General features: G+C 69.7%; 23 protein-coding genes, 1 tRNA gene, 1 pseudogene and 1 riboswitch. Of the genes and pseudogenes, 9 read left to right on the top strand and 16 right to left on the bottom strand.

Features of this window, described 5'->3' with window-relative positions; all coding sequences use genetic code 11:
* Window positions 1-11: 11 nt before the first annotated feature.
* The 3 genes from ABD973_RS20410 to ABD973_RS20400 all read right to left on the bottom strand — a co-directional run bounded on the left by ABD973_RS20410 (window position 12) and on the right by ABD973_RS20400 (window position 1,203).
* Complete coding sequence (locus ABD973_RS20410) at window positions 12-332, bottom strand: DMT family transporter (protein ID WP_030158619.1); 321 nt, start codon at window positions 330-332, stop codon at window positions 12-14.
* 32 nt (window positions 333-364) lie between these two features.
* Window positions 365-437, bottom strand: a riboswitch (guanidine-III (ykkC-III) riboswitch).
* Window positions 438-497: 60 nt separating this feature from the next.
* Window positions 498-839, bottom strand: a complete 342-nt coding sequence (locus tag ABD973_RS20405; RefSeq protein WP_079427293.1) for a GroES family chaperonin — start codon at window positions 837-839, stop codon at window positions 498-500.
* Window positions 840-885: 46 nt separating this feature from the next.
* On the bottom strand, window positions 886-1,203 hold the full coding sequence (locus tag ABD973_RS20400; protein WP_125596141.1) for a DUF3618 domain-containing protein: 318 nt from the start codon (window positions 1,201-1,203) through the stop codon (window positions 886-888).
* Window positions 1,204-1,319: 116 nt separating this feature from the next.
* Between ABD973_RS20400 and bcp the strand changes: the two genes are divergently transcribed.
* The 4 genes from bcp to ABD973_RS20380 all read left to right on the top strand — a co-directional run bounded on the left by bcp (window position 1,320) and on the right by ABD973_RS20380 (window position 3,200).
* On the top strand, window positions 1,320-1,787 hold the full coding sequence (gene bcp, locus ABD973_RS20395) for a thioredoxin-dependent thiol peroxidase (protein WP_007264334.1): 468 nt from the start codon (window positions 1,320-1,322) through the stop codon (window positions 1,785-1,787).
* A gap of 138 nt (window positions 1,788-1,925) precedes the next feature.
* On the top strand, window positions 1,926-2,567 hold the full coding sequence (locus ABD973_RS20390) for an HNH endonuclease (RefSeq protein WP_345501364.1): 642 nt from the start codon (window positions 1,926-1,928) through the stop codon (window positions 2,565-2,567).
* 38 nt (window positions 2,568-2,605) lie between these two features.
* The gene (locus ABD973_RS20385; RefSeq protein WP_345501362.1) at window positions 2,606-3,043 is read left to right on the top strand and encodes an HNH endonuclease signature motif containing protein; all 438 of its coding nucleotides are present in this window, start codon (window positions 2,606-2,608) and stop codon (window positions 3,041-3,043) included.
* Between the two features lie 73 nt (window positions 3,044-3,116).
* Window positions 3,117-3,200: transfer RNA gene (locus tag ABD973_RS20380), tRNA-Leu, on the top strand.
* 52 nt (window positions 3,201-3,252) lie between these two features.
* On the opposite strand, the gene rdgB is transcribed toward ABD973_RS20380, so the two are convergent.
* The 4 genes and pseudogenes from rdgB to ABD973_RS20360 all read right to left on the bottom strand — a co-directional run.
* Window positions 3,253-3,855: an RdgB/HAM1 family non-canonical purine NTP pyrophosphatase gene (gene rdgB, locus ABD973_RS20375; protein ID WP_345501360.1), complete on the bottom strand. Its 603-nt coding sequence runs from the start codon at window positions 3,853-3,855 to the stop codon at window positions 3,253-3,255.
* Window positions 3,856-3,863: 8 nt separating this feature from the next.
* Window positions 3,864-4,259 carry a methyl-accepting chemotaxis domain-containing protein gene (locus ABD973_RS20370; RefSeq protein WP_125596129.1) on the bottom strand — a complete coding sequence of 132 codons (396 nt, stop codon included), beginning with the start codon at window positions 4,257-4,259 and terminating at the stop codon, window positions 3,864-3,866.
* 108 nt (window positions 4,260-4,367) lie between these two features.
* Complete coding sequence (rph, locus tag ABD973_RS20365; RefSeq protein WP_125821243.1) at window positions 4,368-5,102, bottom strand: ribonuclease PH; 735 nt, start codon at window positions 5,100-5,102, stop codon at window positions 4,368-4,370.
* A gap of 107 nt (window positions 5,103-5,209) precedes the next feature.
* Window positions 5,210-5,461: pseudogene (locus ABD973_RS20360) on the bottom strand (PTS sugar transporter subunit IIB); the annotation flags it as partial.
* Window positions 5,462-5,679: 218 nt separating this feature from the next.
* Between ABD973_RS20360 and ABD973_RS20355 the strand changes: the two are divergent.
* From ABD973_RS20355 to ABD973_RS20345, 3 genes are all read left to right on the top strand, one after another.
* Window positions 5,680-6,981: a PTS transporter subunit EIIC gene (locus tag ABD973_RS20355; RefSeq protein ID WP_125821244.1), complete on the top strand. Its 1,302-nt coding sequence runs from the start codon at window positions 5,680-5,682 to the stop codon at window positions 6,979-6,981.
* A 242-nt stretch (window positions 6,982-7,223) separates the two neighbouring features.
* The gene (locus tag ABD973_RS20350) at window positions 7,224-8,480 is read left to right on the top strand and encodes a PTS transporter subunit EIIC (RefSeq protein ID WP_345501357.1); all 1,257 of its coding nucleotides are present in this window, start codon (window positions 7,224-7,226) and stop codon (window positions 8,478-8,480) included.
* 98 nt (window positions 8,481-8,578) lie between these two features.
* Window positions 8,579-9,892 carry a glycosyltransferase gene (locus ABD973_RS20345; RefSeq protein ID WP_345501355.1) on the top strand — a complete coding sequence of 438 codons (1,314 nt, stop codon included), beginning with the start codon at window positions 8,579-8,581 and terminating at the stop codon, window positions 9,890-9,892.
* Here the strand turns inward: ABD973_RS20345 and ABD973_RS20340 are convergent.
* Window positions 9,880-10,632: an MBL fold metallo-hydrolase gene (locus ABD973_RS20340; protein WP_125821246.1), complete on the bottom strand. Its 753-nt coding sequence runs from the start codon at window positions 10,630-10,632 to the stop codon at window positions 9,880-9,882. The two genes, ABD973_RS20345 and ABD973_RS20340, sit on opposite strands and share 13 nt — an antisense overlap.
* 195 nt (window positions 10,633-10,827) lie before the next feature.
* Between ABD973_RS20340 and ABD973_RS20335 the strand changes: the two genes are divergently transcribed.
* Window positions 10,828-11,244 carry a hypothetical protein gene (locus ABD973_RS20335; protein ID WP_345501353.1) on the top strand — a complete coding sequence of 139 codons (417 nt, stop codon included), beginning with the start codon at window positions 10,828-10,830 and terminating at the stop codon, window positions 11,242-11,244.
* The gene (locus tag ABD973_RS20330; protein WP_345501351.1) at window positions 11,241-11,594 is read left to right on the top strand and encodes a DUF488 domain-containing protein; all 354 of its coding nucleotides are present in this window, start codon (window positions 11,241-11,243) and stop codon (window positions 11,592-11,594) included. The genes ABD973_RS20335 and ABD973_RS20330 overlap by 4 nt, the downstream gene beginning before the upstream one ends.
* 147 nt (window positions 11,595-11,741) lie before the next feature.
* Here ABD973_RS20330 and ABD973_RS20325 read toward each other — a convergent pair whose 3' ends face one another.
* From ABD973_RS20325 to clpS, 8 genes are all read right to left on the bottom strand, one after another.
* A complete protein-coding gene (locus tag ABD973_RS20325; RefSeq protein WP_125821249.1) occupies window positions 11,742-12,152 on the bottom strand; it encodes a DUF7144 family membrane protein in 411 nt (136 codons plus the stop codon).
* A 185-nt stretch (window positions 12,153-12,337) separates the two neighbouring features.
* On the bottom strand, window positions 12,338-13,288 hold the full coding sequence (locus tag ABD973_RS20320; RefSeq protein WP_125596108.1) for a PLP-dependent cysteine synthase family protein: 951 nt from the start codon (window positions 13,286-13,288) through the stop codon (window positions 12,338-12,340).
* The gene (locus ABD973_RS20315) at window positions 13,288-13,566 is read right to left on the bottom strand and encodes a MoaD/ThiS family protein (protein ID WP_007264347.1); all 279 of its coding nucleotides are present in this window, start codon (window positions 13,564-13,566) and stop codon (window positions 13,288-13,290) included. The genes ABD973_RS20320 and ABD973_RS20315 overlap by 1 nt, the downstream gene beginning before the upstream one ends.
* Before the next feature lie 82 nt (window positions 13,567-13,648).
* Entirely contained in the window at window positions 13,649-13,756 is a 108-nt protein-coding gene (locus ABD973_RS20310; protein WP_312847437.1) for a putative leader peptide, read from the bottom strand.
* Window positions 13,757-13,833: 77 nt separating this feature from the next.
* Complete coding sequence (locus tag ABD973_RS20305; protein WP_007264348.1) at window positions 13,834-14,256, bottom strand: M67 family metallopeptidase; 423 nt, start codon at window positions 14,254-14,256, stop codon at window positions 13,834-13,836.
* 140 nt (window positions 14,257-14,396) lie between these two features.
* Window positions 14,397-15,842 (bottom strand): amino acid permease, encoded by a 1,446-nt coding sequence (locus tag ABD973_RS20300; RefSeq protein ID WP_125596105.1) that lies wholly within the window; start codon window positions 15,840-15,842, stop codon window positions 14,397-14,399.
* A gap of 349 nt (window positions 15,843-16,191) precedes the next feature.
* Complete coding sequence (locus tag ABD973_RS20295; protein WP_345501345.1) at window positions 16,192-16,794, bottom strand: DUF2017 domain-containing protein; 603 nt, start codon at window positions 16,792-16,794, stop codon at window positions 16,192-16,194.
* The gene (clpS, locus tag ABD973_RS20290) at window positions 16,794-17,108 is read right to left on the bottom strand and encodes an ATP-dependent Clp protease adapter ClpS (protein ID WP_125596099.1); all 315 of its coding nucleotides are present in this window, start codon (window positions 17,106-17,108) and stop codon (window positions 16,794-16,796) included. The genes ABD973_RS20295 and clpS overlap by 1 nt, the downstream gene beginning before the upstream one ends.
* Window positions 17,109-17,132 lie beyond the last annotated feature (24 nt).

The following is a 17,132-nucleotide window of genomic DNA, read 5'->3' as shown; positions in this document are numbered from 1 at the left end:
CCGGGGCGCGCTCAGTGCCCGGAGGTGGCCTTCAGCCCCACCACCGCGACCAGCAGCAGACAGATGAAGAAGATCCGGGCGGCGGTGACGGGCTCCCCCAGCACCGCCATCCCGAGGACGGCCGCCCCGGCCGCGCCGATGCCGACCCACACGCCGTACGCCGTGCCGATGGGCAGGGTCTTGGCCGCGTACGACAGCAGCACCATGCTGGCGACGATCCCGGCACCGGTGAACACGGACGGCCACAGCCGGGTGAAGCCCTCCGTGAACTTCATGCCGATCGACCAGCCGACCTCGAGCAGACCGGCGACGAGAAGAAGAACCCAGGCCATGACAGGCACCTCCGGGACGAGAGCGGAAACGGGGTGCGTCGTCTTTGCGTCCTGCTACCCGGTACGGCGCGTCTCGTCGGGGGTTCCGCTCCACCGTAGCAAAGGGCACGCAAAAGGGCCGGTGACACCGGTCACCGGCCCTTCGACGGTCGTCTCACGGGTCTCTCAGAGGTACAGCCCGGTGGAGTCCTTCGACCCCTCCAGCCGCTCCGCCGCCACGGCGTGCAGGTCCCGCTCGCGCATCAGCACGTACGTCGCCCCGCGCACCTCGACCTCGGCGCGGTCCTCCGGGTCGTACAGCACGCGGTCCCCGGGCTCGACGCTGCGTACGTTCTGCCCGACCGCGACCACCTCGGCCCAGGCGAGCCGCTTGCCCACCGCGGCCGTCGCCGGAATCAGGATGCCGCCGCCCGAGCGCCGCTCGCCCTCGGGCGTGTCGGACTTCACGAGCACGCGGTCGTGGAGCATGCGGATGGGCAGCTTGTCGTGGGTCGTGTTCTCGCTCACGAACCGAACCTACCTGCCGCCCACCACCCTGTAAGCCGGAGGGTGGTCACGGCTTGCGGCGCGAGGAGGCGACGAGCAGCCCCACCACGCCGGCCGCGAAGAGCGCGACCGGCACGATCCGCTCGAGGCGCGGGGCGCCGTCCTCGTGGCGCAGGCCGTCCTTGACGTCGGTGACGAGCCGGTTCACGGCGACGAAGGCGCGGCCGACGGTGTGGTCCACCGCCGAGGCGACCCGGGCCTTCGCGTCCCCGATGATCGTCTGCGGGTGCATGCGCACGCCGATCTCGTCGAGCGTCTCGGCGAGCTGCTCGCGGCGGCGGACGATGTCCGCCTCGATCTGTGCGGGGGTCCTGGCTTCCGGCACCGCGCTGCCTCCGTCGTCGTTTCGTCGTCTGTGGGCTTGATCCGTCATGAACAGTCTGTCAGCTAAGTCAGCTTAGGCTCATGCCGTACGGATCCCCTCCCGAGGAGAGCACTGACATGAGCGAGCGACTCCAGCCGGGCGACATCGCCCCCGCCTTCACCCTGCCCGACGCGGACGGCAACGAGGTCTCGCTGGCCGACCACAAGGGCCGCAAGGTGATCGTGTACTTCTACCCGGCGGCCCTGACGCCGGGCTGCACCAAGCAGGCCTGCGACTTCACGGACAACCTGGACGTCCTGGCCACGGCCGGCTACGACGTCATCGGCGTCTCCCCGGACAAGCCGGAGAAGCTCGCGAAGTTCCGCGAGCAGGAGCACCTGAAGGTCACCCTGGTCGGGGACCCGGAGAAGGAGACCCTGGCGGCGTACGGCGCGTTCGGCGAGAAGAAGCTGTACGGCAAGACGGTCACCGGGGTCATCCGCTCCACGGTGGTCGTGGACGAGGAGGGCAAGGTCGAGCACGCCTTCTACAACGTCAAGGCCACCGGCCACGTTGCGAAGATCATCAAGGACCTGGGCATCTGACCCCGTCCGGCCCCACCACCGCGAAGTCCCGCACCCCAACCGGTGCGGGACTTTCCGCTTATCGCACGTAACCTCCCGTGATGCTGATCGGTTAACCCGTGCGGGTCGCGCGGACGCGGGGCCGGAAACGAGGGTGAGATGCCGACCAGTCCGTACACGAAGGAACGCCTGACGGAAGCGGCGAGCAAGTCGAGAACGCTCTCCGAGGCGCTGGAGAAGCTGGGGGTGGACCCTCGGGGCGGGTCCCGCCGGTACGTTCACGACAGGATGCGCAAGCTCGGCGTCGACGTCTCCCACTTCACGAAGGAGGGGGTGAAGTGGACCGAGGAGGTCCTGACGGAGGCAGTCGCGGCCTCGACGAACATGTGCGGGGTGCTGAGACGCCTGGGGCTGGACGTGGTGGGCGGCCACCACACGCACATCAGCCGCAAGGTGAAGGCCTACGGGATAGACACCTCCCACTTCTCCCCGCCTTCCCCGGCAGGAAGAACCCGTACGCGCCGAACGCCGGAGACGGTCCTGGTCGAGCAACACCGCGACAGCGCCCGACGGATTCCCGGCGAACGCCTCCGGCACGCTCTGGCCACGCTCGGGGTGCCCCTCCGATGCGCACTGTGCGGCAACGAGGGCACCTGGTCGGGACGGCCGCTCCCTCTGGAGGTGGACCACATCGACGGCAACTGGCGTGACAACCGCCGCGAGAACCTGCGCCTCCTCTGTCCGAACTGCCACTCCACCACGGACACCTACCGGGGACGCGCAAAGAGGCGGCGGCCGTGAGCACGCGCAGGTATCACCCGAGGCCCTCAGATGCAGCCTTGCGCGAGGCCGTGGCCGCATCGGTCTCGCTGTCCGGAACCCTGCGCCTGCTCGACCTCCCGGCGAACGGAACGCTCAACCAGCGACTGAAGCGCTGGATCCGTGAGGAGGGACTCTCGACAGCGCACTTCTTGGGGCAGGCCCACCAGCGCGGCAAACCCGGCACCTGCACGCCGCGATCCGCTGACGAGATCCTCGTCAAGCGGGAGGACGGCCGGCGCACGAAAACCGCGCAGCTGCGCCGCGCCTTGCGCGAGGTGGGCGTGCCCGAGCGCTGCGCCGAGTGCGGCGCTCCACCCGAGTGGCTCGGTCTCCCCATGACCTTGGAGGTGGACCACGTCAACGGCGAGCGGAGTGACAACAGACTCGGAAACCTTCGGCTGCTGTGCCCCAACTGCCACGCGATTACGGACACCTGGTGTCGTGGTGGACAGTGACGCAAGTCAGTCGCCCCATCAGGCGGAACCGCCGTAGACTAACCGCAGCCGACTGGGCGAATGTCCGGTTTGGGCGGTCGTGGTGGAATTGGCCTACACGCAACTTTTAGGTAGTTGTGGGAGAAATCCCTTGAGGGTTCGAGTCCCTCCGGCCGCACGCTTCGAAGGCCCCGCACGCAAACCGTGCGGGGCCTTCGTCATGACGGCCCTCAGCCCAGCAGTTCGCGCAGGGCCGGGATCAGGCCGCGGAAGGCCTGGCCGCGGTGGGAGATGGCGTTCTTCTCGTCCGCCGTCAGTTCCGCGCAGGTGCGGGTGTCGCCCAGGGGCTGGAGGATCGGGTCGTAGCCGAAGCCGCCGCCGCCCACCGGGGTGTGGCGCAGGGTGCCCAGGAGGCGGCCCTCGACGACGCGTTCGGTGCCGTCCGGCAGGGCGAGGGCGGCCGCGCAGAAGAAGTGGGCGCCGCGGTGTTCGTCGGAGATGTCGCGCAGCTGGGCCAGCAGGAGGTCCAGGTTGGCGCGGTCGTCGCCGTGGGCGCCGGCCCAGCGGGCGGAGAAGATGCCGGGGGCGCCGTTGAGGACGTCCACGCAGAGGCCGGAGTCGTCCGCGATGGCGGGGTGGCCGGTGGCGCGGGCGAGGGCGTGGGCCTTGAGGAGGGCGTTCTCGGCGAAGGTGACGCCGGTTTCCTTGACGTCCGGGATCTCGGGGTACGCGTCCGCGCCGACCAGCTCGTGCGGCAGGCCGGCGGCGGACAGGATGGCGCGGAGCTCGGTGACTTTGCCCGCGTTGCGGGTCGCGAGGATCAGGCGGGTCATGGTCCCCATTATCCCGGGGTGCAGACCTTGGAGATCTCCGCGGCGGCGTCGGCAATCGGCTTGACGTCGGGGGTGGTGTCGCCGTTGTTGACGGCGGTGCGGACGTTCTTGACGGCCGTGCTCATGGAGTCGACGGCCTTGCCGAGGTCGGCGTTGCCCGTCGTGTCCTTGATCTTCTTGAGGTTGGTGTCGATCTGGTCGAGCGCGTTCTGGGTGTCCTGGATGCTGTTGCCCGCGTTGGAGACGGCCTGCTGGAGGTCGTTCACGCTGTCCGCGATGGCGACGGCGGTGTTGGCGCAGTCCATGGCGGTGGAGATGGCGTCGCAGGCGGTGAGTGCCGGGACGGTGAGGGCCGCGGCCAGGGCGACGGCGGCTATGCGGAGTTTCGGCTTGCTCTGCTTCATGGATCGGTCCCCCCGGGACGGGCTGGATGCGTGGACGGGCGCACGGTCGTGAGACCGGGCGCCCGTACCTGGTGAGACGCTCGTCCGCCTCGGGCGGTTGCCCGGGGGCTAGAGGGCCTGGAGGTTCAGGGCGCCGAGCTGGAGGGCCTCCAGGTCGGCGCAGCCGCCGGCGGCGAGGTCGAGGAGGGCGTTGAGTTCCTTGCGGTCGAAGGGCTCGCCCTCGGCGGTGCCCTGGACCTCGACGAAGCGGCCGTCGCCGGTGCAGACGACGTTCATGTCGGTCTCGGCGCGGACGTCCTCCTCGTAGCAGAGGTCGAGGAGGGGGACGCCGTCGACGATGCCGACGGAGACGGCGGCGACGGTGCCGGTCAGCGGCTTGCGGCCGGCCTTGATGAGCTTCTTGCCCTGGCCCCAGGCGATGGCGTCGGCGAGGGCGACGTAGGCGCCGGTGATGGCGGCGGTGCGGGTGCCGCCGTCGGCCTGGAGGACGTCGCAGTCCAGGACGATGGTGTTCTCGCCGAGGGCCTTGTAGTCGATGACGGCGCGCAGCGAGCGGCCGATGAGGCGGGAGATCTCGTGGGTGCGGCCGCCGATCTTGCCGCGGACGGATTCGCGGTCGCCGCGGGTGTTGGTGGAGCGGGGCAGCATCGAGTACTCGGAGGTGACCCAGCCTTCGCCGCTGCCCTTGCGCCAGCGCGGGACGCCTTCGGTGAAGGAGGCGGTGCAGAAGACCTTGGTGTCTCCGAAGGAGATGAGGACGGAGCCCTCGGCGTGCTTGCTCCATCCGCGTTCGATGGTGACCGGGCGGAGCTGTTCGGGCGTGCGGCCGTCGATGCGAGACATGGCTGTGAGCCTAGTCGGTGCGGGGGTACGCGTGGACCCCGTCCGGTGTGGCCGGGACGGGGTCCGCGTACTGCCTCTGGTGGTGTGTGCCGAGCCGGGGGCTCAGCTCACATCATGTCTTCGATCTCGCCGGCGATCGGGTCGGCGTCGGTGCCGATGACGACCTGGATGGCGGTGCCCATCTTGACGACGCCGTGGGCGCCGGCGGCCTTGAGGGCGGCTTCGTCGACGAGGGAGGGGTCGGCGACCTCGGTGCGCAGGCGGGTGATGCAGCCCTCGACCTCTTCGATGTTGTCGATGCCGCCGAGCCCGGCGACGATCTTCTCAGCCTTGGTGGCCATGTGTTTCTCCCTGAGTGTTTCGAAGGACGAGTCCTGGCGGCCGCGGCCGGCCGGCTACCCGCTGCGTCCTCTTCGTCACGTTAGCTCACGTTGCTCACGGTTGGCCTATCTGCGCGAGCGCGAGCCGGACGCCTGTCGAAGGATGACGATCAGCAGCAGCCTGCCCGCAACTGGTCTACACCAGTGTGCCGCACGTACTGCGACCGCCAAAACGGGCCGGGTCAGGGAGGAAGCGGATGAGCGCGAGCAGCGCAGCGGAGGTGCCGCGCAGGCAGTGGTGGAACGGCCTGTTCCAGGGGTTGCAGAAGATGGGGCGGAGTCTGCAGCTGCCGATCGCGGTGCTGCCGGCGGCGGGCATCCTGAACCGGCTGGGGCAGCCGGACGTGTTCGGCGTGGAGGGTCTGGACTGGTCGGCCGTCGCGAGGGTGATGGCGGGGGCGGGCGGGGCGCTGCTGGACGCGGACCTGGGGCTGCCGCTGCTGTTCTGCGTGGGTGTCGCGATCGGCATGGCGAAGAAGGCGGACGGGTCGACGGCGCTGGCGGCGGTGGCGGGGTTCCTGGTCTACCGGGGGGTGCTGCACGCGTTCCCGAAGCCGTGCCCGGCGGGGACGAAGGACGTGGGGGGCGGCTGTCTGACGCCGACCGACACGTTCGCGGGGTACGCGTACCAGAACCCGGGGGTGTTCGGCGGGATCGTGATGGGGCTGCTGGCGGCGTGGTTCTGGCAGCGGTACCACCGGGTGAGGCTGGTGGACTGGCTGGGCTTCTTCAACGGGCGGCGGCTGGTGCCGATCATCATGTCGTTCGTGGCGATCGGTTTCGCGGTGCTGTGCCTGTGGATCTGGCCGCCGGTGGGTGACGCGCTGGAGAGCTTCTCGGACTGGCTGGTGGGGCTGGGCGCCTGGGGTGCGGGCATCTTCGGTGTGGCGAACCGGGCGCTGCTGGTGATCGGTCTGCACCAGTTCCTGAACGTGCCGGTGTGGTTCCAGTTCGGCAGTTACACGAAGCCGGACGGGGTGACGGTGCACGGTGACATCAACATGTTCCTGGCGGGCGACCCGAACGCGGGTCTGTTCCTGTCGGGCTTCTTCCCGATCATGATGTTCGCCCTGCCGGCGGCGGCGCTGGCGATCACGCACTGCGCGAAGCCGCAGCGGCGCAAGGAGGTGGGCGGGCTGATGCTGTCGGTCGGGCTGACCTCGTTCGTCACGGGGATCACGGAGCCGTTGGAGTACTCGTTCCTGTTCGTGGCGCCGGCGCTGTACGTGGTGCACGCGGTGCTGACGGGGGTGTCGATGGCGGTGACGTGGGCGCTGGGGGTGCACGACGGGTTCAGCTTCTCGGCCGGTCTGATCGACTACGTCATCAACTGGGGGCTGGCGACGAAGCCGTGGATGATCATCCCGATCGGGCTGGGTTTCGCGGTGGTCTACTACGCGGTGTTCCGCTTCGCGATCACGCGGTGGAACATCCCGACGCCGGGGCGGGAGTCGGACGAGGAGATCGCGGCGATGGAGGCGGAGAACACCAAGGCGTAGCCCTCGTTGTGACACAAGGCCAGGGCCTTCGGATCCGATGATCCGGAGGCCCTTCTTCCTGTGGCGCAGGCCACACAAAATCGAAGGTTCCTTATCTAACCCCGACCGTGCTACAACTGGTCTACACCACCCAATGGTGTAGACCATGCAGCTGCCGAGCAGCCATTGGTCCCCCACTTCCGAGACGCCGCCACCCCCATTTTCCATGTCCCCAGGCAGCGCCTTGTCCACTGGAGGAACCCATGTCCACAGCGACCGCTGCGGAGAAGAAGAAGGGCGCTGGCGTGATGGCCGTCATGCAGCGCATCGGCCGGAGCCTCATGCTCCCCGTCGCGGTGCTGCCCGCCGCCGCACTCCTGGTTCGTCTCGGCGACAAGGACATGCTGGGTTCGGCCTCGATGCCGGAGTTCATCACCAAGATCGCCGGCTACATGGCTGCGGGCGGCGGCGCGATCCTGGACAACATGGCGCTGCTGTTCGCCGTGGGTATCGCGATCGGCTACGCGAAGAAGTCGGACGGCTCGACCGCCCTGGCGGCCGTCACGGGCTACCTCGTCTTCAAGAACGTGCTCGCCACGTTCACCGACTCCAACCTCCCGAAGATCGCCAAGGTGGTCGACGGCAAGGTGGCCATGGTCGAGGCCCCGGTGGACGCCAAGGTCCTCGGCGGCGTCGTGATGGGGCTCGTCGTCGCCCTGATCTACCAGAAGTTCTACCGGACCAGGCTTCCCGAGTGGGCGGGCTTCTTCGGCGGCCGCCGCCTCGTCCCGATCCTCTCGGCCTTCGCCGGCCTGCTGATCGGCATCGTCTTCGGTCTCATCTGGCCGGTCCTCGGCACCGGTCTGCACAGCTTCGGTGAATGGCTGGTCGGCTCGGGCGCCGTCGGCGCGGGCATCTTCGGTGTTGCCAACCGCGGTCTGATCGCGGTTGGCATGCACCACCTGCTCAACTCCTTCCCGTGGTTCCAGGCGGGCGAGTACAACGGCAAGAGCGGTGACATCGCCCGCTTCCTCGCCGGCGACCCCAGCGCCGGACAGTTCATGACCGGCTTCTTCCCGATCATGATGTTCGCCCTGCCGGCCGCGTGCCTCGCGATCGTTCACTGCGCCCGCCCCGAGCGCCGCAAGGTTGTCGGCGGCATGATGTTCTCCCTCGCCCTGACCTCGTTCGTCACCGGTGTGACCGAGCCCATCGAGTTCACCTTCATGTTCATCGCGCCGGTCCTCTACGCCGTCCACGCGGTTCTCACCGGTGTCTCCATGGCGCTGACCTGGGCGCTGGGCATGAAGGACGGCTTCGGCTTCTCCGCCGGCGCCATCGACTACCTGCTGAACCTCGGCAAGGCCACCAACCCGGCCGGCCTGGCACTGGTCGGCCTCTGCTTCGCGGCGCTCTACTACGCGATCTTCCGCTTCGCGATCACCAAGTGGAACATCCCCACCCCGGGCCGGGAGTCCGACGAGGAACTGGCTGAGCTGCAGAAGGCCGAGGCGAAGTAGCAGCACCTCGGTACCGGCAAATACCGCGCGGCGTGCACACCGGCCAGTGTGCACGCCGCGCGGCACATTCACGCCGACCCCCTCTGTGGGGAACTCGTATGAATCTCGGCGAAGTGCTGGAGCATCTGGCACTCTCCGAACCGTCGCCACTCGCCTCCGACGCGTCCCTGGTGACGGCCTTGAGCCCGGACCTCGCGCGGGTTGCGGTCCCGTTCACCTCCTGGGCCGGCCTCCACGAGGCCTACGGATCCTTCAGGGCCCGGACCATCACCGCCGTCGTCGTCGCGCGCGACGAAGAGCACCGAATCGGTTCCTGTCTGCGCTCCTTGACCGCCGACGCCGATCGTCTGCTGCTCGTGGACACGGGTTCCACCGACCGTACGGTGGCCCGGGCGCGCGAGGCTCTCCCCGCCGTCGAGGTCGTCGACGACCCGTGGCAGGACGACTTCGCCTACCACCGCAATCGGGCACTGGAGCGGACCGGGGAGGGCTGGGTCTTCTTCGTCGACGCGGACGAGACGATCGCCACCCCGCAAGGAGGAGACCTGCGACGCGCCCTGCGTGTCCTGGACTACCTCGTACCGAGCGCGGATTTCGTCGCCTCCCCCACCATCGTGGACGCCGACGGCCGGGTCTACACCGACAACCACCGCGTTCTGAGAGCCGGCACCCCCTTCGCCTTCCGGGGCCGTGTTCACGAGCGCCCCTATGACTCCAAGGGCATGACCCCACCCCGGGCCTACCTGGGTGTTCGACTCGATCACACGGGGTACACGGCCGAGGAAATGGCTCGCAAGGACAAGAGGAACCGCAACGGGCGCCTCCTCGAACTGTGCCGGGCGGCTGAACCCGACAACCCCAAGTGGCTGTACTACCTGGTGCGCGACACCAAGGATCTCGACAGCCTCCCGGTGGATGAGCTGAGGCGCCTCTACCAGGAGCTGGCGTCGGTCAAGGACAGGGCCCACGGCGCCGACGACTACGCATTCGAACGCATGACGGACACCTCAGCCCTTCTCTGCGAGCTGGCACTGCGCTTCGGTGGCGCCGAAGAGGTACAGACACAGGCGGCCCTGCTCAACGCGGCGGGCCGGAGGGCCGAGGCGACGTTCTACACGAGCGTTATGGGTGCCAGCCGATTGCTGGGACGGCTGGCCACTCTGGTCGACGACATCGATGGTGTGCGGCCCTTCGAGACGCCTGACAATCGCCACGTGATGGGGCGGTTGTACGAGCTCCAGGCGACCTTGGCACTGGCCAGCGGGCAATACGACCGCGTCGTCACGGCACACCGGGCCGCGAGCGAGAGAGGCGCGGGCCAGGGGTTCACTCCGGACCTGGAGCAACTGCGTCGGCTCCTCGGCAGCATCCCGGCCGAGGCGCCGACGACGGGTGGTGATCAGACCTCGTAGACGGCGCCCGCGTGCGCCAGGTCGACGCGGCCGTCGAAGACCGCGCGGGCGTCCGCCAGGTTCCGCGCGGCGTCCGTCCACGGCGGGATGTGCGTCAGCACGAGCCGGCCCACGCGGCCGTCGCGGGCGTACTCGCCGGCCTCGCGGCCGTTGAGGTGGAGGTCCGGGATGTCCTCCTTGCCGTGCGTGAAGGAGGCCTCGCACAGGAACAGGTCCGCGCCCTGGGCCAGCATCCCCAACTCGGGGCAGACCCCGGTGTCGCCCGAGTACGCCAGCACGCGGCCGCCGTGCTCGACGCGGATGCCGTACGACTCGACGGGGTGGCAGACCTTCTCCGTGCGGACGGTGAACGGGCCGATCTCGAAGACGGCCGGCTTCAGGGTCCGGAAGTCGAAGACCTCGCTCATCGAACGCTCGTCCGGGACGTCCTCGTACGCCGTGGTCAGGCGCTGCTCGGTGCCCTCGGGGCCGTAGACGGGGATGGTGCCGCAGCGGCCGCCCTCGTGCCGGTAGTAGCGGGCCACGAAGTACGCGCACATGTCGATGCAGTGGTCGGCGTGCAGGTGGCTCAGGAAGATCGCGTCGAGGTCGTAGAGACCGCAGTGGCGCTGGAGCGCGCCGAGGGAGCCGTTGCCCATGTCGAGGAGCAGCCGGAAGCCGTCGGCCTCGACGAGATAGCTCGAACATGCCGAATCCGCGGCCGGGAAGGACCCCGAACAGCCGACGACGGTGAGCTTCATGGAGCGTGAACCTCCGGGGACGGTCCGTGGACGGAATGCGGGCCGTGCGTGGGTCGAGCGTAAGGCGCGAAACCTCCGGTCGCTCCTCCGCGGCGGGCCGTTGTGGGGGGAATCACCTGTGGTGTCACCCGGCAGAGCGATGGGGGGCACGGGCGTTGCCGTGCCGGGGGCGGCGTGCGCGGCTACGGTCGGAATATGGACACGTCGTGGTGGCCCGCCGTGGTGGCGGCGGTCGCCGTGGCGGTGGTGGTGCTGCTCCCCCGGCGGGCCACGGCGCGGGCGGTGGCGCCCCCGCCCCACGGCCCGGCGCCGGCGCCGCGGGTGCGGCCGGGTGAGCTGTGGCGGCTCGCGGACGGCCGGACCTGCCTGGTACTGGCCGTGCGGGCGCACCGGGAACGGGTGCGGGTGGCCTGGATCACCGGGAAGTACGACGACCGGCGGGCCGGGGTGATCCCGGTGCCGCCGGGGATGGCCGGGTGGCACGGGCGGGGCGGCTTCCTGGAGGCGGACCGGCCCGAGGAGGTGTCGCTGTGGGAGTTCCGCACGCCGGTCGGGACACTGGACCCGGTGTTGTGGGACGAGGCCAAGGGGCTGGGAGGCGGTGCGCGGTGATCCGGCTGCGGCGCGTCTACGATCCCCCCGAGCCGGGGGCGGACGGCGTGAGGGTGCTCGTGGACCGGCTGTGGCCGCGCGGGCTGTCGAAGGAGGCGGCCGCGGTGGACCGGTGGCCGCGGGCGGTGACGCCGTCGGCGGAGCTGCGGAAGTGGTTCCACGCGGGCGGCACGCCGCAGGAGTTCCGGGCGCGGTACGAGGCGGAGCTGGCCGTTCCCGGGGCGGTGGAGTGCCTGGAGCGGCTGCGGGAGCTGGCGGCGGCGGGCCCGCTGACCCTGGTGACGGCGGTCAGGGACCCGGACCACAGCCACGCGGCGGTGCTCGCGGAACTGCTGGAGCCGCGCGCGTGAGCGCGCCCCGCCCGCCGCGGGGTGCGGCGGGCGGGGCGGGGGCGATACCGGAGCGGCGCCGGGGCCGGGGCCACGGCGATGCCGGGGCAGGGCCGGTGCCGGGGCCACGGCGGTGCCGGAGCGGTGCCGGGCCGCGGCGGCCGCGGGTCAGATGTGGCGGACTGGTTCGCGGTCCGTGCACAGGGCCCAGATGATGAACACCCCGAGGGCGATGGCGATCAGCGACCACAGGGGCTGGTACGGCAGCCACAGGAAGTGCAGGATCACCGAGATCGAGGCCAGGACGACGCCGGCGACCCGGCCCCAGTGGGCGCCCTTGAGGATCGCGACGCCGACGGCGAAGACGATGATGCCGAGGATGAGGTGGATCCAGCCCCAGGCCGTGAGGTCGAACTTGAAGGTGTAGTCGCCGACCGGCAGGTACACCTCGTCGTTGGCGAGGGCGGCGATGCCCTCGAAGACGCTGAACACGCCACTGACGGTCATCAGGACGCCGGCGAAGGCCGAACCGCCGGTGGCCCAGGCGTTGGGGGAGGTACTGCCCGGGGTGGTGGTCATGTCGCCACCTTCCTGCTGCGGGGAACCGGTCGTAGCAAGCCTGCGCGCGCGGGGCGGGGCTCGCGACCCCGAGGGGGCCGAACGGGTGAACGGCAGGCACCGGCCGCGGGCCCGGACGCCGGAACGCCGCCGGCCCCGCGTGCTGCGCGGGGCCGGCGGCGTTCCGGAGGGTGCCGTGCGTACGCTCAGGCCCAGAGCTGGCCCTGGAGGACCTCGATGGCCTCTTCGGTGGTCGCCGCCGTGTAGACGCCGGTCGACAGGTACTTCCAGCCGCCGTCGGCCACGACGAAGACGATGTCGGCGGACTCCCCGGCGGCGACCGCCTTGCGGCCCACGCCGATCGCCGCGTGCAGCGCGGCCCCGGTGGAGACGCCCGCGAAGATGCCCTCCTGCCGGAGCAGTTCACGGGTGCGGGTCACCGCGTCGGCCGAGCCCACCGAGTAGCGGGTGGTGAGCACCGAGGCGTCGTACAGCTCGGGGACGAAGCCCTCGTCGAGGTTGCGCAGGCCGTAGACGAGGTCGTCGTAGCGCGGCTCGGCGGCGACGATCTTCACGCCGGGCACGTGCTCGCGGAGGTAGCGGCCGACGCCCATGAGGGTGCCGGTGGTGCCCAGGCCCGCCACGAAGTGGGTGACGGAGGGGAGGTCGGCGAGGATCTCCGGGCCGGTGGTGGCGTAGTGGGCGCCCGCGTTGTCCGGGTTGCCGTACTGGTAGAGCATCACCCAGGAGGGGTTCTGCTCGGCCAGCTCCTTCGCCACCCGCACGGCGGTGTTCGAACCGCCCGCGGCCGGCGACGGGATGATCTCGGCTCCCCACATCGCGAGAAGGTCGCGCCGCTCCTGCGAGGTGTTCTCCGGCATCACGCACACGATCCGGTAGCCCTTGAGCTTCGCGGCCATGGCGAGCGAGATGCCCGTGTTGCCGGAAGTGGGCTCCAGGATGGTGCAGCCGGGGTACAGGCGGCCGTCCTTCTCCGCCTGCTCGACCATGTGGAGCGCGGGGCGGTCCTTGATCGAGCCGGTCGGGTTGCGGTCCTCCAGCTTGGCCCAGATCCGGACGTCCTCGGAGGGGGACAGCCGGGGCAGGCGCACGAGCGGGGTGTTGCCGACCGCCGCGAGGGGGGAGTCGTAGCGCATTACTTCGAGCCGCCGGCCACGGCCGGGAGGATGGTGACGCTGTCGCCGTCCTTGAGGGCGGTGGAGATGCCGTCGATGAAGCGGACGTCCTCGTCGTTGAGGTAGACGTTCACGAAGCGGCGCAGCTTGCCGTCCTCGACGATGCGCGCCTCGATGCCCTGGTGGCGGGTGTCCAGGTCCGCGAACAGCTCGGAGAGGGTGGCGCCCTCGCCGTTCACGGCCTTCTCGCCGTCGGTGTAGGTGCGGAGGATGGTCGGGATGCGGACCTCGATGGCCATGGCGGGCTCCAGTGTCGTGAAGGGGGCGAAGAAGTGTGCGGGCGCGCGTTGGTGCGGCCCCCGCGCGGAAGGGGCCCGGTGCTCAGACGGCAGGACAGATGGCGCTGGCGAGGCGGCACAGGTCGACGTGCAGCCGCGCCACGAGCAGCAGCCTGCCGGGCGTCTCGATGCTCACGTCGTGGGAAACCATGCGGTCATGTTAACGATTCCCGGTCCGGTGTTTGGAGTGTGATCCCGCATCGTGGACGCAGTCGGCTCACATACTGGTCAGTAGGCGGCGACGACCTGCACTTCTTCCTCCGTGATCACGCCGTCGACGATCCGGTAGGAGCGGAACTGGAACTCGCCGAGGCCGTCCTGGTCGGCCGTCGAGACGAGGACGTAGTGCGCGCCGGGCTCGTTCGCGTACGTGACGTCGGTGCGCGAGGGGTAGGCCTCGGTGGCGGTGTGCGAGTGGTAGACGATCACCGGCTCCTCGTCCCGGTCGTCGAGCTCGCGGTAGAGCTTGAGCAGATCCTTCGAGTCGAACTCGTAGAACGTGGGCGACCGGGCCGCGTTGAGCATCGGGATGAACCGCTCGGGGCGGCCGGTGCCGGCGGGGCCGGCCACGACGCCGCACGCCTCGTCCGGGTGGTCCTTGCGGGCGTGCTCGACGATCTGGTCGTACAGGGCCTGGGTGAGGGTCAGCATGAGCCACAGGATAAACAGACGGGCCCTCCCGTACCGAGGAGTGGTACGGGAGGGCCCGAATGGTGGACACATCCCCCTGGGGCAGGGCCCGGGGGCGCGTTCCCGGCCGCGGCAGGCGGCCGGGAACCGCGTTCAGCCGGTCAGCGGGTGACCTTGTTGAAGGCGGCGCCCTGCGGGTTGCGGGCCTTGAGGACGAGGTAGGAGACGCCCAGGATCAGACCCCACAGCGGGGCGCAGTACAGCGAGACGCGGGAGTCCTTGTCGACGCCCATCATCACGATGACCATGCCGATGAAGAGCAGGGCGAACCAGCTGGACCACGGGGCGCCGGGGGCGCGGAAGGCGGACTTCGGCAGCTCGCCGCGGTCGGCCTTGGCGCGGTAGCGGATCTGGCAGACCAGGATCATGACCCAGGCCCACATGCCGGAGATGGTGGCGAAGGAGACGACGTAGTCGAAGGCCTTGCCCGGGGCGACGTAGTTGATCCAGACGCCGACCAGCATCAGCGCGGCGGAGAAGGTGGTGCCGGCGAGCGGGGTGCCGTTCTTGGTGAGCTTGGTGAAGAACTTGGGGCCCTGGCCGTTGAGGGCGAGGTCGCGCAGCATGCGGCCGGTGGAGTACATGCCCGAGTTGCAGGAGGACAGGGCGGCGGTCAGCACGACGAAGTTGACGATCGCGGCGCCGATGCCGAGGCCCATCTTCTCGAAGGCGAGGACGAAGGGGCTCTCGCCGGCCTTGAAGTTGGACCACGGGATGACCGACATGATCATGATGAGCGCGCCGACGTAGAAGACGGCGATGCGCCACGGCACGGTGTTGATGGCCTTGGGCAGGGTCTTCGCGGGGTCCTTGGACTCGCCGGCGGTGACGCCGACCAGCTCGACCGCGAGGAAGGCGAACATCACGATCTGCAGGGTCATCAGCGTCTCGCCGATGCCGTTGGGGAAGAAGCCGCGGTCGTTCCACAGGTTGGAGACGGAGGCGGTCGCGGCCGCGTCGGAGAAGCCGACGGTGAGGATGCCGGCGCAGATCAGGATCATGCCGACGATGGCGGTGACCTTGACCATGGAGAACCAGAACTCCAGCTCGCCGAAGAGCTTCACGGAGATCAGGTTGGCCGCGTAGAGGATCACGGTGAAGATCAGCGCGTACGCCCACTGCGGGAAGCTGTCGTTCGTCCAGTACGACATGTACTTCGCGGCGGCGGTGACCTCGGTGATGCCGGTGACCACCCAGAACAGCCAGTAGGTCCACCCGGTCGCGTAGCCCCAGAACGGGCCCAGGAACTCGCGGGCGTAGTCCGAGAAGGAACCGGAGACGGGCCGGTACATGAGCAGTTCGCCCAGGGCCCGCATGATGAAGAAGATGACCAGTCCGGCGATGGCGTAGGCCAGGATCAGACTGGGTCCGGCCTTGGAGATCGCCTTGCCGGCGCCCAGGAAGAGGCCGGTGCCGATGGCTCCGCCGATCGCGATCATCTGGATCTGGCGGGCTCCGAGCGCCCGGTGGTAACCCTCCCCGTCGCCTTCGCCCTGACCGCCCTCGCCGGGCGTCCTGTCGTTCTGCTCGACCTGCACAGAGGTCATGTCTTGGTGCGCCTTTCTCCACGCCGACCCGCGCCTCGAACGGCTGCGGATCGGGTACCTCGATCCCCCCGGATACGGATGGAGTTGCACGCCGGCGGTCAGCCGGTTCCAGCGGGCCGGGGGACATGGGTGGCGTCCCGTCGGCGGTCGTGAAGATCTATCACGTGGTCGCGGGCGGGAGAAGGGCGCAAAAGCGGCACAGGGCACGGCGATATCAGGACACGGCGCCACAAAAGGATCAGACCACCGCATGACGGTGATCTGATCGTTATCCGGATTTGAGCGTCCGCTGAGCGAACACACACGGGGACGTGACGTTCGTGGGGCGGACGGGCCCGCCCCGGCCGCCTCAGAGGGTCTCGATGAGCGTCTCCTGGAGGCCGCCGAGCCAGAGGTACGCCATCACCATCGGCTTGCGCGGGTCGTCGTCCGGGAGCCGGAACAGCACCGCGCTCTCGTCGTCCTCGGTGATGTCGAGCCGGGCCGCGATGGTCAGCCGCAGGTCGTTGAGCGCGCCGAGCCAGCGCAGCGGCAGCTCGCCGGTCAGCTCCAGCACCGCCGCGTCCTCGCCGGGCGGGGTGAGGGAGTCGAGACTGCGTACGACGGCCAGCGCGTCCTCCCGCTTGCGGGAGCGCAGGTCGTTCTCGGTGAAGCGGCGGAACTCCGCCGAGCGGGCCCGCAGCTCCTCGGGGTCCTCCCCGCCGCCGGGGCCGTCGGGGCCCCCGTAGGCGTCCGGGAAGAGCCGGGCGAGCGCCGGGTCGGCCGGGGGCTCGGTGGGGCCGTCGGAGGCGAAGAGCACGGCCAGCGGGTCGGCGTCCGCGGCGGGCTCCGGCTCGCCGGGGCCGATCAGCTCCAGCAGCTGCACGGCCAGCGAGCGCAGGATGGAGATCTCGATCTCGTCCAGGGCCACCGCGGCCCCGCCGCCCTCCAGCGGCTCGAACACGCCGCCCATCAGTTGCGGTCCTGCGAGAGGGTCGCCCAGAGCCCGTAGCCGTGCATGGCCTGCACGTCGCGCTCCATCTCCTCGCGGGTGCCGCTGGAGACGACCGCCCTGCCCTTGTTGTGGACGTCGAGCATCAGCCTGGTCGCCTTGTCCTTGGGGTATCCGAAGTACGCCTGGAACACGTACGTCACGTAGCTCATGAGGTTGACCGGGTCGTTGTGCACCAGGGTCACCCACGGGACGTCCGGTTCGGGGACCGCGAAGGTCTCCTCGGCCGATTCGGTGCGTTCGATCTCAATAGGAGCAACACTCACTTGTCCCATGCTGCCACTGTGACGGGCCGGTCG

The organism is Streptomyces racemochromogenes, from assembly GCF_039535215.1.
GTDB classification, from domain to species: Bacteria; Actinomycetota; Actinomycetes; order Streptomycetales; family Streptomycetaceae; genus Streptomyces; species Streptomyces racemochromogenes.
This window is presented reverse-complemented; position numbering and strand designations above follow the sequence as displayed.

Coding starts and splice junctions, on each gene's coding strand:
- ABD973_RS20410 (WP_030158619.1), bottom strand. CDS start 332: ATGGCCTGGGTTCTTCTTCTCGTCGCCGGTCTGCTCGAGGTCGGCTGG.
- bcp (WP_007264334.1), top strand. CDS start 1,320: ATGAGCGAGCGACTCCAGCCGGGCGACATCGCCCCCGCCTTCACCCTG.
- ABD973_RS20390 (WP_345501364.1), top strand. CDS start 1,926: ATGCCGACCAGTCCGTACACGAAGGAACGCCTGACGGAAGCGGCGAGC.
- rdgB (WP_345501360.1), bottom strand. CDS start 3,855: ATGACCCGCCTGATCCTCGCGACCCGCAACGCGGGCAAAGTCACCGAG.
- ABD973_RS20370 (WP_125596129.1), bottom strand. CDS start 4,259: ATGAAGCAGAGCAAGCCGAAACTCCGCATAGCCGCCGTCGCCCTGGCC.
- rph (WP_125821243.1), bottom strand. CDS start 5,102: ATGTCTCGCATCGACGGCCGCACGCCCGAACAGCTCCGCCCGGTCACC.
- ABD973_RS20355 (WP_125821244.1), top strand. CDS start 5,680: ATGAGCGCGAGCAGCGCAGCGGAGGTGCCGCGCAGGCAGTGGTGGAAC.
- ABD973_RS20350 (WP_345501357.1), top strand. CDS start 7,224: ATGTCCACAGCGACCGCTGCGGAGAAGAAGAAGGGCGCTGGCGTGATG.
- ABD973_RS20345 (WP_345501355.1), top strand. CDS start 8,579: ATGAATCTCGGCGAAGTGCTGGAGCATCTGGCACTCTCCGAACCGTCG.
- ABD973_RS20340 (WP_125821246.1), bottom strand. CDS start 10,632: ATGAAGCTCACCGTCGTCGGCTGTTCGGGGTCCTTCCCGGCCGCGGAT.
- ABD973_RS20335 (WP_345501353.1), top strand. CDS start 10,828: ATGGACACGTCGTGGTGGCCCGCCGTGGTGGCGGCGGTCGCCGTGGCG.
- ABD973_RS20325 (WP_125821249.1), bottom strand. CDS start 12,152: ATGACCACCACCCCGGGCAGTACCTCCCCCAACGCCTGGGCCACCGGC.
- ABD973_RS20320 (WP_125596108.1), bottom strand. CDS start 13,288: ATGCGCTACGACTCCCCCCTCGCGGCGGTCGGCAACACCCCGCTCGTG.
- ABD973_RS20315 (WP_007264347.1), bottom strand. CDS start 13,566: ATGGCCATCGAGGTCCGCATCCCGACCATCCTCCGCACCTACACCGAC.
- ABD973_RS20310 (WP_312847437.1), bottom strand. CDS start 13,756: ATGGTTTCCCACGACGTGAGCATCGAGACGCCCGGCAGGCTGCTGCTC.
- ABD973_RS20305 (WP_007264348.1), bottom strand. CDS start 14,256: ATGCTGACCCTCACCCAGGCCCTGTACGACCAGATCGTCGAGCACGCC.
- ABD973_RS20300 (WP_125596105.1), bottom strand. CDS start 15,842: ATGACCTCTGTGCAGGTCGAGCAGAACGACAGGACGCCCGGCGAGGGC.
- ABD973_RS20295 (WP_345501345.1), bottom strand. CDS start 16,794: ATGGGCGGCGTGTTCGAGCCGCTGGAGGGCGGCGGGGCCGCGGTGGCC.
- clpS (WP_125596099.1), bottom strand. CDS start 17,108: ATGGGACAAGTGAGTGTTGCTCCTATTGAGATCGAACGCACCGAATCG.